Raw genomic sequence first — 17,990 nt, forward strand, 5'->3', positions numbered from 1 at the left:
ATGGGTAAAATAAAAGAATATAAGAAGGTAAGTTTATTTTTAATTATTGCTATATTATTGATAGCTTTTTTTTATACAACTAAAAATAATAAAGAGAAGGGAACTTTAAGTAAAGATACTATACTAGCTCAAATTGAGAACAGTTACAATAAAAACGATTTAAGTAAAAACTATATATCTATGGTAAACAATTATTTGAAAGATTCAAATAAAGATAGTAAGTATTATTTTATAAAAGGTTACTTGAATTATACAGCTAAAAACTATAATTTAGCTATTGAAGATTTTACAACTGCAAAGAATGCGATTAATAAAAAAGATCCTAGCTTTATGAAAATATACTCATGCATATTATTAAATAAATCGCTAATAAAAATTAACGAAAGTTACAATTTAGTTGACAATGCTGAAGTAGCTTTTAAGTATATATCTACTGACAAAAAATATAAAAATAACAATGATTTAATATGGGAGAACATAAGCACTTTGATTTATTATGATGAAACTATAAATTCAAGCATTAGGTTATTAGATGATTATTTAAATCAAGCAAAGGGATTAAGTACTAAATGTAGGGTTGAATTAACTAGTAATTTAGGATTTCTATATAGTTTAAACTTTAAATACGCAAAAGCTATTTATAAATACTTAGAGGCAATAGATACATTGGAGGAAAATCAAAATATAAAAGGCTATGAAATATATAAAGCTAAGATAATGGTGAATATAGGTGACATCATTTTTATGATAGGAGATTATGATAATGCAATAAAATATTACAATAATGCAATAAATATAGACATAAAAGATAAACATAAAAATGCAATAGCAAAATCGATGGCTTATGTAAATCGAATGCAATTATATATAGAAATAGGGGAGTATGATAAGGTTATTAGTGATTCTAAAATAGTATATGATGAATTAAAATATCACGATAAGGATTCAGTAGATGACATTAAAATATTAATGCTTAATGGACTAGGACTAGCATATACACACAAACATGACTTCAAAAAAGCAAAAAAATTATTAGATAAATCAACAGATTTATTAAAAAAAGATAAAATAAAATGTGTAATTCACAAAGATTCATTCGTTAAATATTCATATGCTAAATACTATCAGGAAAACAAAGAATATAACAAAGCCTTAGAGTTATATAACAAATTATTAACTGAATCTAAGGAGAGAGGTTTAGGATTTGAAATTGAAATATACGAATCATTATGTGATATATATTTAAGTAAAAATGATATCCAAAATTATGATAAGTATGAAAAATTATTATTAAAAGAAGAAGATACGTTGAACAATAAATTAAAAAGAGATTATATAAAGTATGCAACTAACTTGTATGAAAGCGATAAGTTAAAAGAGCAAAATCATAGAAAGACAATAAAGGTGATAATATTAGTTTTTGGAATAATTATTATGAGTATTGATTTAATACATAAAATTAAATCTGTAAAAACTCTTAAAAAATCAAATTTTACTGAAGGTATGACAAATCTATATAACAGAACTTATTTAGATTACTACATCAAAAAAAATAAGAAAAGTATTATAGATACTAGTATTTCTATAATATTAATAGATATAGATTATTTTAAAAAATATAATGATAACTACGGGCATATAAAGGGAGACGAAGTAATAAAAAAAGTTGCAAATTCAATAAAAGAGAGCATAAAAAAAGAAGACATAGCAATTCGGTATGGAGGAGAAGAAATGGTAATTATTCTTCCGCATACTCATATAGAAGAAGCAAAAGATATAGCAAAGAATATACAAATAAATATTAAAAATAAAAACATAGAGCACAAGTACTCAGATGTTTCACAATATTTAACTATAAGTATTGGAATTTATAATGATATATATAAAGATAAAAATAATATATATTATATGATAGATAAAGCAGATAAAGCTTTATACAAAGCAAAGAATAATGGAAGAAATAGATATGAAATATATTAAATAAAAATTCCCTATATAGTATGATTATTTAATGAATTATTACTCTATAGGGATGTATTAAATATCGTATAAATGATTTATATAAAACATTAGATTTGCAAATTTAATGTTACTTACTATTTTAATTTAAATGTATCACAGCTAGTTTCTGTATAGATATTAGCATTGCCACCTGAAACAGATATTGAGTTAGCTGTACATAATTTATTATCGTTGTAATGACAGTTTATAGCATCGCAAACTAAACAATCACAACTTCCTTCAGAATTAGCGTTATTTGTTAAATTAGAATAATGCTTTTTATCTAAGAAAGATCCACAACATGTATCACAAGGGTTCTTAGCACTTCTTCCACCTACATTAACTCTATTAGCATAACAAACACTACTATTATTATGAGAACAGCTTTCTACACTACAGTTTATTTTATCCATTTAAAAGCCTCCTAGTTGTAATTTTATTTAAATGTTTTACCATGTATTGGCTTATACTTATACACTTCATGTACTATATCATGGATTTCATCTAAATTATCAGTAATAGTATTTCATTATATAGATTAATTATTCATAAAAAATTTATACTATAATGTTAAATATTTTATTACAAGAGTTATATATTGTATATGTTGGTATTACTTAGATTTAATAAATTTAAAGTAGATTAAAAAAACATTAAATATATATTTAATGTTTTTTTAATCTTTAGAGAGTTTATGAAAATATGCTTGTTATAAGCGTATATTAAAAATTATTTTATATTTAAATTAATAATATATTTATAGTCCCTAATTTGTCGTTTTTAAATTTTAACTGTAGAGTAATAATTAATATAGAAATACAGTTACTTTTACTTTATGCAACTAAACTTTATTTTTTTGAGCTATTTTTTCTGTCGTTTTTTTGTCTATTTCTTTCTTCAGATCTTTTAAATAAGATGAGAACTCTACTTTATCCGCACCATAAGTAAACTGTAAGTCATATTCTAGTGGAATCCAAGTACTAATATCTGCCTCGTTATGCTGAATGACTGCTTCTAAATTATCTAATGCTTTATAAAGTTGTGCCTCATCAGTTTTACGTTCATTCATTTCCTTTAAAAGATCTGTAAATTCATCACGATAAGGAGCAGGGAAAGTTGAAATCCACTTAAAAAATATCTCATCCTCTTTTTCACTATCTTCTTCTTTTTTTTCAAAAGTAGGAATATCACCAGTAAAGGCTTCCCCTAAATCATGAATCAGACACATACGAATTACCTTGTCCATATCAATCTCTGGAAATTCATCACGCATTAATAATGCCATTAACGCGATACGCCAGCTATGTTCTGCTACACTTTCATGTCGACCATTTGATGTCCATGAGTGCCTAGTATTGCATTTTAATTTTTCTGCTACTGTTAATATTTCTAGAAATGTTAATGTATTCATATAAAGTTCCCCCTAACAAATTCATATTTATCTATATCATACCTAAAATATCTTTACTTCGCATTATATTATAATTATGAATTTTGATTAGATTATATATTTTTTGTTTTTCATGTAACATCTGTTACTGAAATTTTTTTAGCGGGATTTTACTTTATTTTTTAGATTTTTTAGATTTTTTCTTATATTTTTCTTCATAAGCCATAAGTGCTTCTTCATTTAACTCTATTGAGTCAAAAACTTTACCGATTACATCTTCTAGCACTTCAGATACTGTCATGTTATTTTCATATGAAAAAGATTTTACCTTATCAGCTATATCTTTTTTTAACTTTATACCTATCATAGTTTTTTCTTCTTTTGGCTTAGGTTTGTTTATTAAATCTAGCACATTTAGGTTACTATTTTTGTTTTCTATAAAGTCTTCTCCAGTTGATTTTTCTTCTATTTTTTGCTTTATATTAAGTAGTCCATTTTTTTTATTTAACATTGGATTTTCAACACTCATAGTCATATCTCCTTATATTTAATATAGATTAAATATATATTTTATTTATATTAAAAAAATTAAATCTATTTTTAATAATAATTTAATATATATTTTAGAGTTATTAAATTATTATTAATCCTTCTTCTATGTATTCATTTATAAGATCTGTAATCTCATCACCTATATCTGTTTTTATCTTTCTTTCTTTGACTTTTACATACTCACTTATTGCTTCATTATATAAAATACAATTTTCATAATGTACAGATTTTCTCATAGTTTGTTTGAATGTATTTCCGATTATGCCTTTTTGATTTGCACATTCAAGCCACATTTTTATCTTATTATTTTCTTGTTTTTCAAATTTAGTTATTACAGGTTTTCTTATATCATCTTTATCAATTCTAAGAGCCTTTTTGATATCACTATAAGTTTTAACTAAAAGGTTATAACCTGTTAGAGTACTATAACATCCATAGTTCACTATTGGAATTATATCTGTACAGCATATAAATACATTTGTATTTAATACAGATATTGCTGGGTTTAAATCAAATACTATTAAATCATATTCTGATAATACATCTATGTTTTTATCATCAGTTAAATAATTTAATAATGTATATTCTTTTCCAGGCTTTGTATTAAGTATTAATTCAAGTGTAACCATGTCGATGTTACTTGCAATTATATCTAGATTTTTAAATTTATCTAATGGTGATTTTATTATTAATTTATCTAGGTCTACATTACTTTCTAGTCCATCTTTTAATGTATATATATCAGATTGAATGACGTCTTCTCCTAGTAGAAACACAGATGCATTTGATTGAGGGTCTGCATCTATAAATAATACTTTTTTTTCAGGATAATTAAGGCAAAATTGATGTATAAAATTTAAATTTAAACATGTTTTAGAGCTACCACCCTTAAAACTCATATGTGTTAGTATCGTTTGATTTTTAGCCATTTTTTTCAACTCCTTAGAATATTAAAAAAGATTAAATATACATTTAATCTTTTTTTAATGCTTATTTAATGCTTATTTTATCATATATTTAATGATAATTAAATATAATTTATTTTTTTTGCAAAAATATCTTATGATCTATAATAATTTATTATAAAAATTTTGGTATGTAGTGCTTTTATTATCTATTTTATACTTTTGATAGTAGTATACTTTTTCATTGTTAAAATCAATAGAAAAGTTATACATATATAATTGTTCATTCTTTTTTTCAACAAACTCTAAAATATTATTTTTTAGACTAGGATATTTCAAACTATTTATATTTATTCCCAATTCATCTGTAAGCGGTTTTAATATTTTTTTTAATACCTCTTCATTAGGCATATCACTATCTACCTTATTATTTACTGATTTATCATAACGAATAAAAGTAATTTCTCCATTACTAGCTAAAATATTGCAGTAATATTTTACTGGATTTGAACTTTCAGATAGTGTAATTGACCACTCATAACCATCATTTGTATTATATAAATATACATTTTCTGAAAGATTTTTTCTATCTAACTCTATTTTAAATCCATTTTTAAAAATGTCTATAGCTTTATTGATAGCTTTTTCTCTACTGATATAATCTTCTCCTACAAAACTATTAGGAATATCTTTAATAGCAGATTTTTCTGAGTAAAGTTTATTAATTTCATATTTATTAGGAATTGATATAATAGTAATAAATACTATTAAGACTATACCTATCAATACTAATATCTTATATTTTATATTCATATATTGTTCCTACCTTCAGTATATCATAGTGTTATTAGATAACTTAATTGATTGTTTAAAATAGTAATAGCCAGAATACATCTAAAGCTACTATTTCTAGATATGAAAGTACACTACATATAGTAGTATGTTTTTATATTTTAATTTTATGAAACTACGCTTATTTAGCCGTAAAAGTCCATAAGTTTTTAGTTTCTTTCATAAATATATCTATATTCCAAGTTTGATTACTTTTTATTTTGCTGTTAGGATCATTTATTATTATTTTGTTATTTCTATCAATTCCAGATAACACTAAAAAGTGTCCTGTGCTAGTAAAAGTTCCTGGACCCATAGCTGCTATGATAGGCTGTCCATTTTTCAAAGTATTTATTATAACACTTTTACGTAGAGATAATTCTTTAGATTTTAATCCGAAATTTTTAGCTCCTTCGCTCATAAGAGTCCAAGTTGAGCCTTGTCCTTTTATTACATATCCATTACGTTCACTAAAATCTGCTACATATTTTGGATTTATTTGTATATTTCCAGTTAAACCTACAGCTACCATTGCTAAAGATGTCGGCCCACAGCCATTAATAGCCATAAACTCTGAACCATATTTATCATATCCCCATCGATCATCCCATTGTATAAAATGTGGAATTTCACCTTTTATATACTCATTGGTTATAGATATAGGTTCACTTGATTTTAAATCATGCTTTGGGTAATTTGCTACATAATCTATAAGTTCATCTTTTTTAGATGCTAATTCTAAAAGTTCTTTTGGGTATAAATCTATATTACTTAAAATCATAGCAACTTTAGGATTGTTATTTGCTTTTTCTAATAAAGCTTGTATTATTGGATCATTTGAGTTTACTGTGTCATCTGAGATTTTATTTAAATAATTGTCGTTATCATTTTTTTGTGTTAATTTATGATTTATAGTTAAATTGTATATACTATTAACTGATTTAAAAATTGAGTATCCAACTAAGCATAAAGCTATAAAAATTATAATACATTTTCCATACCTAACTCTTTTTTTATGTGTCCTTCTACTTGTATAAATTCCTTTCGATGTCATATCATCTCTCCTTATTTTTTATATGTACTATTTATTTGTTTTAACATTTGAAAGTTTTTTAAACAAATATATTTAAATTTGTTTAAAAAACTTTTACTATTTAAATTTACTATTTATTTTTTTCAAGGATTCATATTATTTGTTTCTTAGTTGTAAACTTTGATTTTAGAGAATTTACAAGAACTGTTTGTAATTAATTTGGATTGGAAAAAATAGATAGTATAGTCATTTATTTAATGAAATAAAAAAAGACTGTTTCCGTTACAGTCTTTTTTAAAGGGGATAAATATAGCATTCATTACATTAAATTTGTCAATTGGAGATTATTATGAGGATCTTTAAAAGCTCCTCTATTTACGTCTATTCCTATTGTCTATCAAAATATGTCATTTTTTGCTGTCTATATAATATAATGTCATTTCTTAAAATTGTCTATAATATAAACTAAACTTTATAAAAAAACAACATTATATCTCATAAATTTATTTTTTTATATACTTTAAACTTTAAAATAAAATGGTTTTGAAAAATATTTAAAACTAATACTGTTATAAAAATCGATACTCATTATTTGTTAATCATATAGAAAATATAAAATAAGCATTAAATAAATTAGTATTTAATGCTTATTTTATATTTGTTTTATCATATATTTAATGTTGATTAATATAGAATTTATTTTTCTTTTAATATATGTTCAAGTTTAATAAGATCATCATTATTTTTTGTGTCGTGGATTTTTTTATCTTCATAAGTTATTCGATTAGAGTTATGTACATCATTTTCTTTTGAGTTTAACATACTTAATAAAAGTGTTTCAGGATCTGGAATCACTATGTTGTTATTTTTAAATTCTTGTTCTTCTTCAGTAAGCTTTTCACCTTTTGCTTCTTTTTCAGTGATACTTTTTGTTAATAGCATTTTCTTTATAGCCTCTAATATAGGATCCTTATTTTCTTTTTTTGATGTAAAAAGACCGTTGTTACTTGATAAACTAAAAAGGTTACTATTTGTTGATATATTAGTAATCATTATCATATTTCTCCTGTTCTTTAAGATTATATATATTTTAATATCTGTAGCAGATAATATTAATGTTTTTTATCTTAGATATTTTACTTCTTTATATCTAAATTATTTGAGTAGTTACTTTCACTAAAATCATTAGAATAAGTCTCAGAGAGAGATTTTTTTTTAGTCATAAATGTTCCAGGAACAACTATTCCTCTAGTATTTTTAAATTCTTGCTCTTCATTTGTAAGTTTTTCTCCGCTAGATACCTTTTGTGATACTTTAAAATGCTTTAGTATTTCATCCATTACCTTTGAAATAAAGTCTAGTTTTTCTATTTCTTCATGCTTAACAAGGAGATCATACTCTTCTTTTGGTAAATCTTCTGCCTTTACTCCTTGTGATAGTTTTTTGTTAATCTCATCAATTGATAATGGCTTATTATTTGCATTTAAATGAGGTTTTTTGCTGGTTTTACTATCTTTATTATTTTCATCTGATGAAGATATCTCTGTATTTTGTTGAGAGGGTTGTTTTTTATCAATTTTATTAATAGTTATATTTTGTCTATAAGTATTATTATTTAAAGTATTAATCACATCAATTCCTCCATTAAATTTATTATTGCCTATAAATTTAATTATCGGCATATACATAGATGTTTTGATAGTAATTAAGGAATTTAGAACTTCTTGCTTAGTTTTAAATTATTTAAGAAGTGACGTTATAAAAAATACATGAGGGATATCAATAGTTAAGTATAACTGAGCATTGTTAGAGGTGGAGATTAATGTTTAAAAATGATACTATAAATTTAAAGATTATATTTATAGCAAAGATAATAAAGGGAGGGAATTATATGACTGCACAAGTTAAGGAAAGTATAAATATTGATTTACTGAATAAGATTGATATTAGGGTAGGGACTATAAAATTAGTTGAAGATGTTGAAAAGTCAGACAAGCTAGTTAAGCTTTCTGTTGATTTTGGAGAGTTTACAAGAACTATATTAGTAGGTATGAAGGGTGAAAGAGATAATCCTAAGGAAATTGAAGGACAACAAGCACTATTTGTAGTTAACTTAGCTCCAAAGAAAATGGCAGGTGAAATCTCTGAAGGAATGCTTTTTGATATTGGATATGCTGATGATATTGTGCCTGTTTTAGCTCAGCCAGAGAAACCAGTACAAAATGGCACGAGAGTTGGATAGTTATAGATAATATGGGTTATATATCCATTTGATTGATGAAATAAAAAAAGACTGTTTCCGTTACAGTCTTTTTTTAGGGGATATATAGTATTTGTTATATTCATCAATTGGAAAGTATTATGAGGAGCTTTAAAAGCTCCTCTATTTATGTCAATTCCTATTGTCTATCAAATTATGTCATTTCTTACTGTCTACATATATAATATAATGTCATTTATTAAATTTGTCTATAATATAAAATAAATTTTATAAAAAAATAACGTTATATCTCATGATTTTATTTTTTAGTATGTTTTCAATAATGAAATAAAATAAATTGTAAAATATTTTTAAAAATATTATTCAATAAATATTGTTATAAAATATACAAACTTATAAATTAAACTAATACTATTGTACTAATTATAGATAAATCCTATTTTATTTTTATATCAAAACCTGATGAAATTGCTCCTTTTGAACATGATTTTTTACAGTCACCGCATCGTATACATTCAGCAGAGTTGCAATTCTTTGTTACTTCTATATCCATTTTACAAGCTCTTTAACAAGCTTTGCATCCATTGCATTTAGTATTGTCTATGTCCATATTATAGAAACTTGGTTTATTAAAAAATGAATAAAATGCTCCTAGTGGACAAATCCACTGACAAAAATGTGGTTGAGCAGTTCCAAACTCATTAGTTAAAAATATAGGTAATATAATAACTGGTATAATTAAAACAATATATTTAAGATATCTTATCTTTATTATCTGCACTATCTGTACTGATGCAAATGAAAGCAATGAATCTTTAAACTTAGCCAAAGAAATTAAGAAAAAATCAAATTTAGAATTTATGACATTAATTCCAGATGATATTTTATTTAACTTCTCTAAAAGTCTTTCATAAAACTCTTTTTATTTATATTTAATTATTATATTACTAAAATAAAACTATCTAAATTTGGATATAGTCATTGTATTACAACGTTTATTATTATAATATTAAAAATAATAGTCGAATAAAGTTGTATTTATTTGAAACACTGGATGCATTAAACTTAAAAATGTTATTTTAATTATATAGTGTATAACTATATGAGTTGATAAATAATAAGGAGGAATATATTTAAATGAGTAAAAATTTTATAGATGCCCTGTTAGAAACAAAGGATTTTAAAAACTCCTTATACAGTATTTTAAAGCATAGCTTTTTATATCACTCAAATAAAATAGAAGGAAGTACTTTTACAACAGAAGCATTAGCGCTTTTATTAGATAAAAATGTAGTAACAGGAAAGCATACTTTAGATGATGTACAAGAAACTGTAAATTCTAGTTATGTTTTTGATAGAATAGTTGAAACATTAGATAAAAAAATTGATGATCAATTTTTAAAGGATCTTCATGCAAGGCTTATGTTTAATACTACTATGCATCAAAGAGGATATGCAGGTGTATATAAAACAATACCTAATATGATTATAGGAACTAAAGTAAAAATAGCTCAACCTTTTGAGGTACAATCTAGACTTGATGAATTACTTGAATGGTACTATAGCTTAGATAAGATAACACTAGCAGATATAGCTAGTTTCCACTATAAATTTGAAATAATACATCCTTTTCAAGATGGTAATGGCCGTATTGGAAGATTTCTTATGCTAAAGCAAATGCTTGAAAATAATTTACAGATAAAAATAGTTTCTTGGGATAGTGAAGATTTATATAGAGAAAGTTTAAATTTATGTGACTTAGATACTCAAGAACCTTTAAGTAAGTACCTAGAAACATTTGAAGATTTTAGAGAAGAATACAAAGAGCTTTGGGAATCAATGTAAATCAAGTAAGTTAATATCAAAAGGGGCATTATTATATTATAGTATTAAAAATTAGTTTAGTAAGATGCTTTTACTATATTTAAAATTCTAGTTTTTTAATAAAAAGCTATACATCTAATTAACATTAGTATGTATAGCTTTTTTCAATTTAACTACGGTATCATCATAGCTATTTAGTATTTTTAAAGTATATCTATAATTTTAGTAGCTATATTATTACCAAAATATTTATCATGTTCAACAAATAGCATAGTGATGCTTTCTTCAATAATCATATTTTCTATTTGTATACGAGAAATTACATCTATAAAGTTTAGTGGTTCATCCCAAATGTAAAGTTCTGCTTTCTCAGATAAACTAGCTGCAATTAGCAACTTTTTCTTTTGTCCTTCACTCCACTCTTCTATGTTTTTTTCAAATTGTATATCTATCAATCCTAGCTGAATTAAACTACTTTTTAATACTGTTCATCTATATCTTTATTCTTTGCAAATTCCTTAATTTTTCCATTTAAAAATCCAGTATCTTGTGAAACATATGATATTCTTTCTATCTTATCAATATGGCCTGTGTGGCAAATTTCTTCGCCCATTAGGAGCTTTATTATGCTAGATTTACCACATCCATTTTTACCTCTAAGCCAAATTCGCCCTCCTTGTTTAATTTTAAAACTTATTGGTTTTTCAAATATTTCATTTTTATATTTTATCTGCAAATCTATCACGTTTATCAAGGTATCATAATTTGATGTTATATTATTTATATCCAATTTATCTACTGTTTCTATATTTTTTAGTAATTTTGTTTTTTCTTCTATTGCTTTATTTTGACGCTTTTCTAAGCATTTAGATCTTTTCATCATTTTTGCTGCTTTATGTCCAATATAACCTCTATCTTATCAGACCAGCTAGATTTTTGTTTGGCTGTTGTTTTTAACCTTTTTATTTCTTTCAACAATTTTTCATTTTCACCTTTTTCAAAATCATCTCTTCTATCATTATTTAGTTGCCAAGTTGAGTAGTTTCCTTTTTGGATATCAATATTACTTTTATTTATAGATAAAACATGATCAATAATTTTGTCTAAGAAATCTCTATCATGAGAAACCAGTATAAAACCTGTATTCTTATTTAAATATTTTGCCACGCATTCTCTACCTTCTGCATCTAAGTGATTAGTAGGCTCATCTATTAGCAAGAAGTTATTTTTTTTTAGAAATAATGCTGATAGTAATAACTTAGTCTGTTCACCAGAGCTTAAAATATTGAACGCTTTATCTAATATTTCTGGATCTAGGCCTATTTTTCTAACTTCTTTTTCTATTAGTTCATTGATAATATATCCATCATAACTTAGATATTTATCTAGCACTTCACCATACTCTTTTATATATCTAGTATCTTTAGAATATACATCTAGCTCTTGTTCCCACTTGGCAAATGGTGCAATTGTTTCTCTTATTACTTCTATAGCTATTTTTGTATTGTCCTCAACTTACATAGGAAAATAATCAAAGTTAACAGTGCTTAATATTTGACCACTATATTTATAATCTCCTTTTAGGATTTTAAGAAAAGTAGTCTTTCCACGGCCATTTCTACCGATTAGTCCTAATTTCCATTCTGTGTCTATATTTATTGATACATTTTTAAATATATCATATCCATAAGAATCGTATTGAAAACTTAAGTTATTTATTTTAATTTGTGCCATAATTGTCATCTCCTTTGGTTAAGGGCATAAAAAAACTCCCTTAATCTTAAATAGTATTTTTTACTACCAAAAGATAAGAAAGTTATTATATACAAAATTATGGTACATAAATAAAGCAACGCATGCCTTTGTTTACATAATTAATATAGTTATAACATATAATCTTATTCTTAACTTCAAGTAGTTTTTAGGTTCGATTAATAAGGCATCTATTTAGATGCTAAAAATCGTCTTAAACTAATTTTGTTTTTTTGAATAAGATTAATTGTTCATTTCTATACATTCACCTCTTTTTATTTAATAAAAACATTGTACTCCAATTTAGCCTTTTTAGCAACCCAGGGAATAAGTCCCAGATATTTAGATACATTCTCTATTCATTTATGGCTAGTATTACTATTATTAACATCTTATGATTTTTTTATAAAAAATTTAAAAAATATTATATAAAATGGACTATATATGTCCTATTTTAGGTTTATGATAATTAAATAAATTTGATTTAAATAAGCAACTTATATATTTGTAATATGCAAAGAGTAAATTAACTTAAGATTTGAAGTAATTATTTTACTATAAATAAGAAAAAATATAAAATAACTAAAAATTTTACTAAGATTAGTCAAGAGGTGTAGACATGAAAAATTTTATAAAACAAGCTGAATTAATAAAAGATGATATATTAAGTTATAGAAGAACAATTCATAATAACCCAGAAGTTGGAGATAAATTACCAAAAACGAAAGCTTACGTAATGAATAAATTGAGAGAATTTGGATATGAGCCAACAGAAATTTGTGAAAGTGGTATAGTAGCAACTATAGAAGGTAATAAGCCTGGAAAAGTATTTTTATTAAGAGCAGATATGGATGCATTACCAATGAAAGAGGCTACTGAGTGTGATTTTAAATCAACTAATGGATGTATGCATTCTTGTGGTCATGATATGCACACAGCAATGCATGCTTATTGTGCAATTCAGTGGCTAAAGAATAATAAGTAAATAAAGATCAGTGACTTAAAAGGAGAATGAGATGAGATTATTGGAAATACTATTTTATCTATTAAAGACTAATTCAAAGACTACAATCAAAAAATTAGCAGAGATGTTTAATGTATCTGATAAAACTATACAACGGGATTTAGATAAACTATCTCTTCTGGGAATTCCTATAATTTCATATAGAGGTGTAAATGGAGGGATAGAGTTAGATAGAAATTATATAATAGCTAAATATATATTAACTGAAAATGATTATAAAGACCTCATATTATCACTATATATATCTGAACATATAAACTCTGATTTAAAAAAGACAGACCTTATTAAAAAATTCAAGATGGTTGGCTATGATAGGTGTAATGAAATATTAGAAAAACTAGAGGAAAGATTTATAATAGACTTGTATGAAGTGCCTATAAGCACTAAAAAAGATGTATATAAAGTTATTGAAGATGCCATGGATAATAAGTTTTTTGTAAATATAAAACTTGAAGATAATATTATAGATGTGTTTCCTGTTTCTTATGTTTAAAAAAAGAAGGGCTACATTTATATTATTATGATGATGAATATAAATTAATATTAATGAATATGGTGATTGACGTTTGGGAATGTGATAGACGTTATGATGGACCAATAATTAAATATAATAGGACTAAATAAGATTTTATCTATATTAAATCTATATTAAAAATAGATTTAATATAGATTTAATTCTAATTATATTGATATGATTCTCTTTTTGATTTTATAGTTAATAAAATCATAGAAACTAAAAATAATATTGGTAATTCGATTAACGGACCGATTATAAGAGCTAATGATATTAAAGGCTTATCTGGAAATGTAGCAACAGCAATTGCCAACGCTATAGGCGAATTTCTAGCAAGCGTAGTTAAACTTAAAGAAACACTGTCTTGATAATTAAGCTTGATAGCCTTACCTACGAATCTGCCGACTATAAAGTTAATTGCAAAGAATAATAATATTGGTACTAATAGAATTAATAATACCTGATAGTTTTCAAGTAATACCTTACCTTGAGAAGCAAACATAGCTATTATAGCTATATTTAAAAAATATCCTTGATAATCACACGCCTTTGGAGATATCTTTTCATCAAATTTACTATTTCCTATTTTATCTATGATAAGTTTTCTAGCTATTATTGAGCATAAAAGAGGAATCATTAAACTAAATACAACCCCTTTGCCTAGACTTAAAATATCTATATCTACACTAGTCCCACCTATTAACAATATGTATACAGGCAACAGTAGTAATTGAAGTATTAAATTTAATGGAAGTATCGAAGATCCTAAAGCTACATTACCCTTAGCAATTCCTGTAAATATTAAATACCAATCAGTACAAGGCGTAACCATAAGCATAATAAACCCTATTAAAAGTTCTGGATGGTTACTTAAAAATAATCTACCTAAAACAAATACTATTATCGGTGTCCACACAAAATTTATGATAATTGATACTGATGTAAATTTTATATTTTTAAACGAACTTCCTATCTCCTTTAAAGGAACTTGAATAAATACTAAAAATAACATTATAGTTAATGATGGCATTATTAAATATTCTGAATAAGTTTGTATAAAACCTATCTGCCCTAGTAATATCCCAAATAAGACCATACCAAAAATGATAAAACTATGAAACTTATTTACCTCTTCCATGAATTCCCTCCCGTAATTATAATTAATATCAATTGAAATAAAATATCAACAATTGAATTATAACACATAAGTTAATAGAAAATGTTAATTAATATCAATATATAATAATAATTAATATCATATAAAATTAAAAAGTATTATATATGGTGTTTTTTTAGTATCAAATAAGTAGTAAATAAATTACAAATATACTACTTATCTGATAGACTTTTTAAATATTCAACAAACCATATACAACGTTTAATACAATCATATATAAGAAATATTGATGCCATAGCACTCAATAATAAAACTAACAAACCTAATAAACTCATAATTCCTATCTCCTTATTAAAAATATATATTTATATAATACTTTTTAGTTTAAATTTGTTTATTTTTCAACTCTTACATAGATTAAAAAATTATTTAAAAATAAATTTAATATAAATTAAATAAATATTAAAAAGTTATTTAATGTTAATTTGATAATTTTTTAATATACTTAAACATAATGAATTTAAAAATTTTATATAGCATAATTCATCTAAGATAATTTATTTATATTTAAATTTTAAGATATTAAATTAATCTGTATTTATTATGTAGTACTAATTTTATCATAAACTACAATAGTATTTATTACGTAGTTAGATATAATTAAGATTTAGTATTTGAGTTTACTTTTTATATATATTAGTCCATTTTTATGAAAAGTATAGAATTTAATGATAATATTAAACTGATATAATTATAAAAAATAGTGATATAAATTTTAAAAGTAGGATGAAAGTAGGAAAATTAAATGAATTTAATAAGAAGCTTTTATAAAAATAATACTATCAATTTTAATAATATAGTTTTTACAATTTGGATTATAGGCATATTATTAACACCTATAATTGAATATTCATGGATTATATCTATGATTGCTGTTATTGTCTTAAAAGAAGATGAAATTAATTAATTTTAATTTATAAATATAGGTTTTAATAACAACGTCAGAGGTACTCTAAAGCTTAAAACTTGTATGTTAAAAGCATATTGACATTGTTAAATTTCGCTGATAGAATATAACTTAATATTTAAAATAGGATATAATAATTAAAATAGGATATAATAATTTAACCAGGCAATAAATTTATTGCTGGGCTTTTATAGCAATGGACATAGATTCATGGGAGAGTGTAAAAACTTTCCCATGGATTTTTTAATTTTTAATTTTAGGAGGAATGCTATGGAAAATACTAATTACAAGAAAGTTAAGCAAGTTTTATTAATAATATTATTTGCAAATTTAGGAGTCGCTTTATTAAAAATTATAATAGGGAATTCTATTAAAAGTGCGAGTATGACCGCTGATGGATTTCATTCGATATCAGATGGAACATCTAATATAGTAGGTCTTATAGGTATTGCTTTAGCATCAAAGCCAATAGACAAAGAGCATCCATATGGTCATAATAAATTTGAAGTTATATCGGGTCTTTTTATTGGAGGAATGCTTTTATTTTTAGGTTTTAAAATAATTATAGATGCAGTTATGAGATTTAAAAATCCAGTTACTCCAACTATAACTATGGTAAGTTTAATCGTTTTGCTTGTTACATTATTAATCAATATACTTGTATGCACGTATGAGTATAGGATTGGTAAAAAATTAAATAGCTATATTTTAGTTTCAGATTCACTTCATACAAAGAGCGATATATTTGTATCTATAGGTGTTTTAATGACATTAGTGGGAGTAAAACTTGGCCTTCCTGCTATTATTGACCCGATAGCATCTTTAGTTGTTGCTGGATTTATACTTCATGCATCTTATGAAGTGTTTAAATCAACTATTGATGTTCTTGTAGATACAGCAATAATAGATGAAGATGATATAAGAGAAGTTCTTAAAAAATTTAAAACTATAAAGAGTGTTCATGAGATAAGAAGTAGGGGCAGTGAAAGTAATGTTCATATTGATATGCATATTATGGTTGATCCTAATTTAACAGTTGAAGATTCGCATGTACTAAATCATGATATAGAGGATTTGATACGAGAGAAAATTAATAAAAGTGCTCAAGTTATAGTTCATACTGAGCCTTATTATGAATAATAAAAAATAAGTTTACTGATTTTGTAGATATTATATGTAAAATAAAGAACACTATTGTCACATTCTGAATAAGATATATAGACATGTATCATTTTAAGGGAGGGGTTTAGTTGTTTAATTATAATTATCCAACATCAAAATCATTTATAAAGTCAGTAAACTTAATTCAAGATTCTGTAGAAGGTGAAAAATCAGATGCATTATTCTATGAATGGTTAATAAATAATATACCTACAGACATTTTAACTCAAAAGCAAGCAAAATATATAAAGGATACTATTGAATCAATAAGGGAAGATGAAATGTCTCATAATAAAATGTTTAAAGCAATGTATAAACAATTGACAGGAGCAGATGCAACTCCAGTAGAAACTGAGTTTGTAGCGCCAGAAAATTTTACAGAGGGTATACTTATAGCTTTAAATGGAGAGCTTAATGCTGTTAAAAGATATAGAACAATAATGAATGGAATGCCAAATCTTTATTACAGAGATATAGTGTTTAATATATTAACAGATGAATTAAGACATGCTAATTTATATAACTATATTTATACAACAATATTAAATAATAAGAAGTAATTTTATTAAAAAAGAGACTATTAAGTTAATAGTCTCTTTTGTTGATTTTCAAATGTTTTACGGTAATTAATAACTATTTTAAATATATTTAAAATATATTTAAAATATATTAAATAATTATTTAATGTATTTTTAATG

Annotated in this window: 23 protein-coding genes; 8 read left to right on the plus strand and 15 right to left on the minus strand. The window is 24.4% G+C overall.

The window, feature by feature from the left end; all coding sequences use genetic code 11:
* On the plus strand, positions 1–1,980 hold a 1,980-nt coding region (locus NWE74_RS18265), incomplete at its 5' end, for a diguanylate cyclase (RefSeq protein WP_258244490.1).
* 116 nt (positions 1,981–2,096) lie between these two features.
* Here the strand turns inward: NWE74_RS18265 and NWE74_RS18270 are convergent.
* From NWE74_RS18270 to NWE74_RS18305, 8 genes are all read right to left on the minus strand, one after another.
* Positions 2,097–2,414 carry a DUF1540 domain-containing protein gene (locus NWE74_RS18270; RefSeq protein ID WP_258244491.1) on the minus strand — a complete coding sequence of 106 codons (318 nt, stop codon included), beginning with the start codon at positions 2,412–2,414 and terminating at the stop codon, positions 2,097–2,099.
* Positions 2,415–2,842: 428 nt separating this feature from the next.
* On the minus strand, positions 2,843–3,412 hold the full coding sequence (locus NWE74_RS18275) for an HD domain-containing protein (RefSeq protein WP_258244492.1): 570 nt from the start codon (positions 3,410–3,412) through the stop codon (positions 2,843–2,845).
* A gap of 154 nt (positions 3,413–3,566) precedes the next feature.
* On the minus strand, positions 3,567–3,920 hold the full coding sequence (locus NWE74_RS18280; protein ID WP_258244493.1) for a hypothetical protein: 354 nt from the start codon (positions 3,918–3,920) through the stop codon (positions 3,567–3,569).
* Between the two features lie 103 nt (positions 3,921–4,023).
* Entirely contained in the window at positions 4,024–4,872 is an 849-nt protein-coding gene (locus NWE74_RS18285) for a ParA family protein (protein WP_258244494.1), read from the minus strand.
* A gap of 138 nt (positions 4,873–5,010) precedes the next feature.
* Positions 5,011–5,661: a hypothetical protein gene (locus NWE74_RS18290; protein WP_258244495.1), complete on the minus strand. Its 651-nt coding sequence runs from the start codon at positions 5,659–5,661 to the stop codon at positions 5,011–5,013.
* Positions 5,662–5,821: 160 nt separating this feature from the next.
* Positions 5,822–6,733, minus strand: a complete 912-nt coding sequence (locus NWE74_RS18295) for a C39 family peptidase (protein WP_258244496.1) — start codon at positions 6,731–6,733, stop codon at positions 5,822–5,824.
* A 675-nt stretch (positions 6,734–7,408) separates the two neighbouring features.
* Entirely contained in the window at positions 7,409–7,765 is a 357-nt protein-coding gene (locus tag NWE74_RS18300) for a hypothetical protein (RefSeq protein ID WP_258244497.1), read from the minus strand.
* Positions 7,766–7,848: 83 nt separating this feature from the next.
* Positions 7,849–8,343 carry a hypothetical protein gene (locus NWE74_RS18305; protein WP_258244498.1) on the minus strand — a complete coding sequence of 165 codons (495 nt, stop codon included), beginning with the start codon at positions 8,341–8,343 and terminating at the stop codon, positions 7,849–7,851.
* A 191-nt stretch (positions 8,344–8,534) separates the two neighbouring features.
* Between NWE74_RS18305 and NWE74_RS18310 the strand changes: the two genes are divergently transcribed.
* On the plus strand, positions 8,535–8,954 hold the full coding sequence (locus NWE74_RS18310; protein WP_258244499.1) for a tRNA-binding protein: 420 nt from the start codon (positions 8,535–8,537) through the stop codon (positions 8,952–8,954).
* Between the two features lie 544 nt (positions 8,955–9,498).
* On the opposite strand, the gene NWE74_RS18315 is transcribed toward NWE74_RS18310, so the two are convergent.
* Positions 9,499–9,762: a hypothetical protein gene (locus NWE74_RS18315; protein ID WP_258244500.1), complete on the minus strand. Its 264-nt coding sequence runs from the start codon at positions 9,760–9,762 to the stop codon at positions 9,499–9,501.
* A gap of 308 nt (positions 9,763–10,070) precedes the next feature.
* Here NWE74_RS18315 and NWE74_RS18320 point away from each other — a divergent pair, with 308 nt between their 5' ends.
* A complete protein-coding gene (locus NWE74_RS18320) occupies positions 10,071–10,778 on the plus strand; it encodes a Fic family protein (protein ID WP_258244501.1) in 708 nt (235 codons plus the stop codon).
* Between the two features lie 182 nt (positions 10,779–10,960).
* Here the strand turns inward: NWE74_RS18320 and NWE74_RS19160 are convergent, their stop codons facing one another.
* From NWE74_RS19160 to NWE74_RS19175, 4 genes are all read right to left on the minus strand, one after another.
* Positions 10,961–11,212: an ATP-binding cassette domain-containing protein gene (locus NWE74_RS19160; protein ID WP_309137315.1), complete on the minus strand. Its 252-nt coding sequence runs from the start codon at positions 11,210–11,212 to the stop codon at positions 10,961–10,963.
* A gap of 23 nt (positions 11,213–11,235) precedes the next feature.
* The gene (locus NWE74_RS19165; RefSeq protein WP_309137316.1) at positions 11,236–11,637 is read right to left on the minus strand and encodes an ATP-binding cassette domain-containing protein; all 402 of its coding nucleotides are present in this window, start codon (positions 11,635–11,637) and stop codon (positions 11,236–11,238) included.
* The gene (locus tag NWE74_RS19170) at positions 11,637–12,149 is read right to left on the minus strand and encodes an ATP-binding cassette domain-containing protein (RefSeq protein ID WP_309137317.1); all 513 of its coding nucleotides are present in this window, start codon (positions 12,147–12,149) and stop codon (positions 11,637–11,639) included. Before NWE74_RS19170 ends, NWE74_RS19165 begins: the two co-directional genes overlap by 1 nt.
* 123 nt (positions 12,150–12,272) lie before the next feature.
* The gene (locus NWE74_RS19175; protein ID WP_309137318.1) at positions 12,273–12,491 is read right to left on the minus strand and encodes an ATP-binding cassette domain-containing protein; all 219 of its coding nucleotides are present in this window, start codon (positions 12,489–12,491) and stop codon (positions 12,273–12,275) included.
* A 637-nt stretch (positions 12,492–13,128) separates the two neighbouring features.
* Here NWE74_RS19175 and NWE74_RS18330 point away from each other — a divergent pair.
* On the plus strand, positions 13,129–13,494 hold the full coding sequence (locus tag NWE74_RS18330) for a M20/M25/M40 family metallo-hydrolase (RefSeq protein ID WP_330666446.1): 366 nt from the start codon (positions 13,129–13,131) through the stop codon (positions 13,492–13,494).
* 31 nt (positions 13,495–13,525) lie between these two features.
* Positions 13,526–14,026, plus strand: coding sequence for a helix-turn-helix transcriptional regulator (locus tag NWE74_RS18335; RefSeq protein ID WP_258244502.1), 501 nt, complete (start codon positions 13,526–13,528; stop codon positions 14,024–14,026).
* A gap of 184 nt (positions 14,027–14,210) precedes the next feature.
* Here the strand turns inward: NWE74_RS18335 and NWE74_RS18340 are convergent, their stop codons facing one another.
* Positions 14,211–15,185: an arsenic resistance protein gene (locus NWE74_RS18340; protein ID WP_258244503.1), complete on the minus strand. Its 975-nt coding sequence runs from the start codon at positions 15,183–15,185 to the stop codon at positions 14,211–14,213.
* A 191-nt stretch (positions 15,186–15,376) separates the two neighbouring features.
* Positions 15,377–15,499, minus strand: a complete 123-nt coding sequence (locus NWE74_RS18345) for a hypothetical protein (RefSeq protein WP_258244504.1) — start codon at positions 15,497–15,499, stop codon at positions 15,377–15,379.
* Positions 15,500–15,969: 470 nt separating this feature from the next.
* Between NWE74_RS18345 and NWE74_RS18350 the strand changes: the two genes are divergently transcribed.
* The 3 genes from NWE74_RS18350 (at position 15,970) to NWE74_RS18360 (ending at position 17,852) form a co-directional block, all read left to right on the plus strand.
* Positions 15,970–16,131 (plus strand): hypothetical protein, encoded by a 162-nt coding sequence (locus NWE74_RS18350; RefSeq protein WP_258244505.1) that lies wholly within the window; start codon positions 15,970–15,972, stop codon positions 16,129–16,131.
* A 270-nt stretch (positions 16,132–16,401) separates the two neighbouring features.
* The gene (locus NWE74_RS18355; protein WP_258244506.1) at positions 16,402–17,271 is read left to right on the plus strand and encodes a cation diffusion facilitator family transporter; all 870 of its coding nucleotides are present in this window, start codon (positions 16,402–16,404) and stop codon (positions 17,269–17,271) included.
* A 110-nt stretch (positions 17,272–17,381) separates the two neighbouring features.
* Entirely contained in the window at positions 17,382–17,852 is a 471-nt protein-coding gene (locus tag NWE74_RS18360; RefSeq protein WP_258244507.1) for a ferritin-like domain-containing protein, read from the plus strand.
* The last annotated feature ends 138 nt before the right edge of the window (positions 17,853–17,990 follow it).

The organism is Romboutsia lituseburensis, from assembly GCF_024723825.1.
GTDB lineage: Bacteria > Bacillota > Clostridia > Peptostreptococcales > Peptostreptococcaceae > Romboutsia_F > Romboutsia_F lituseburensis_A.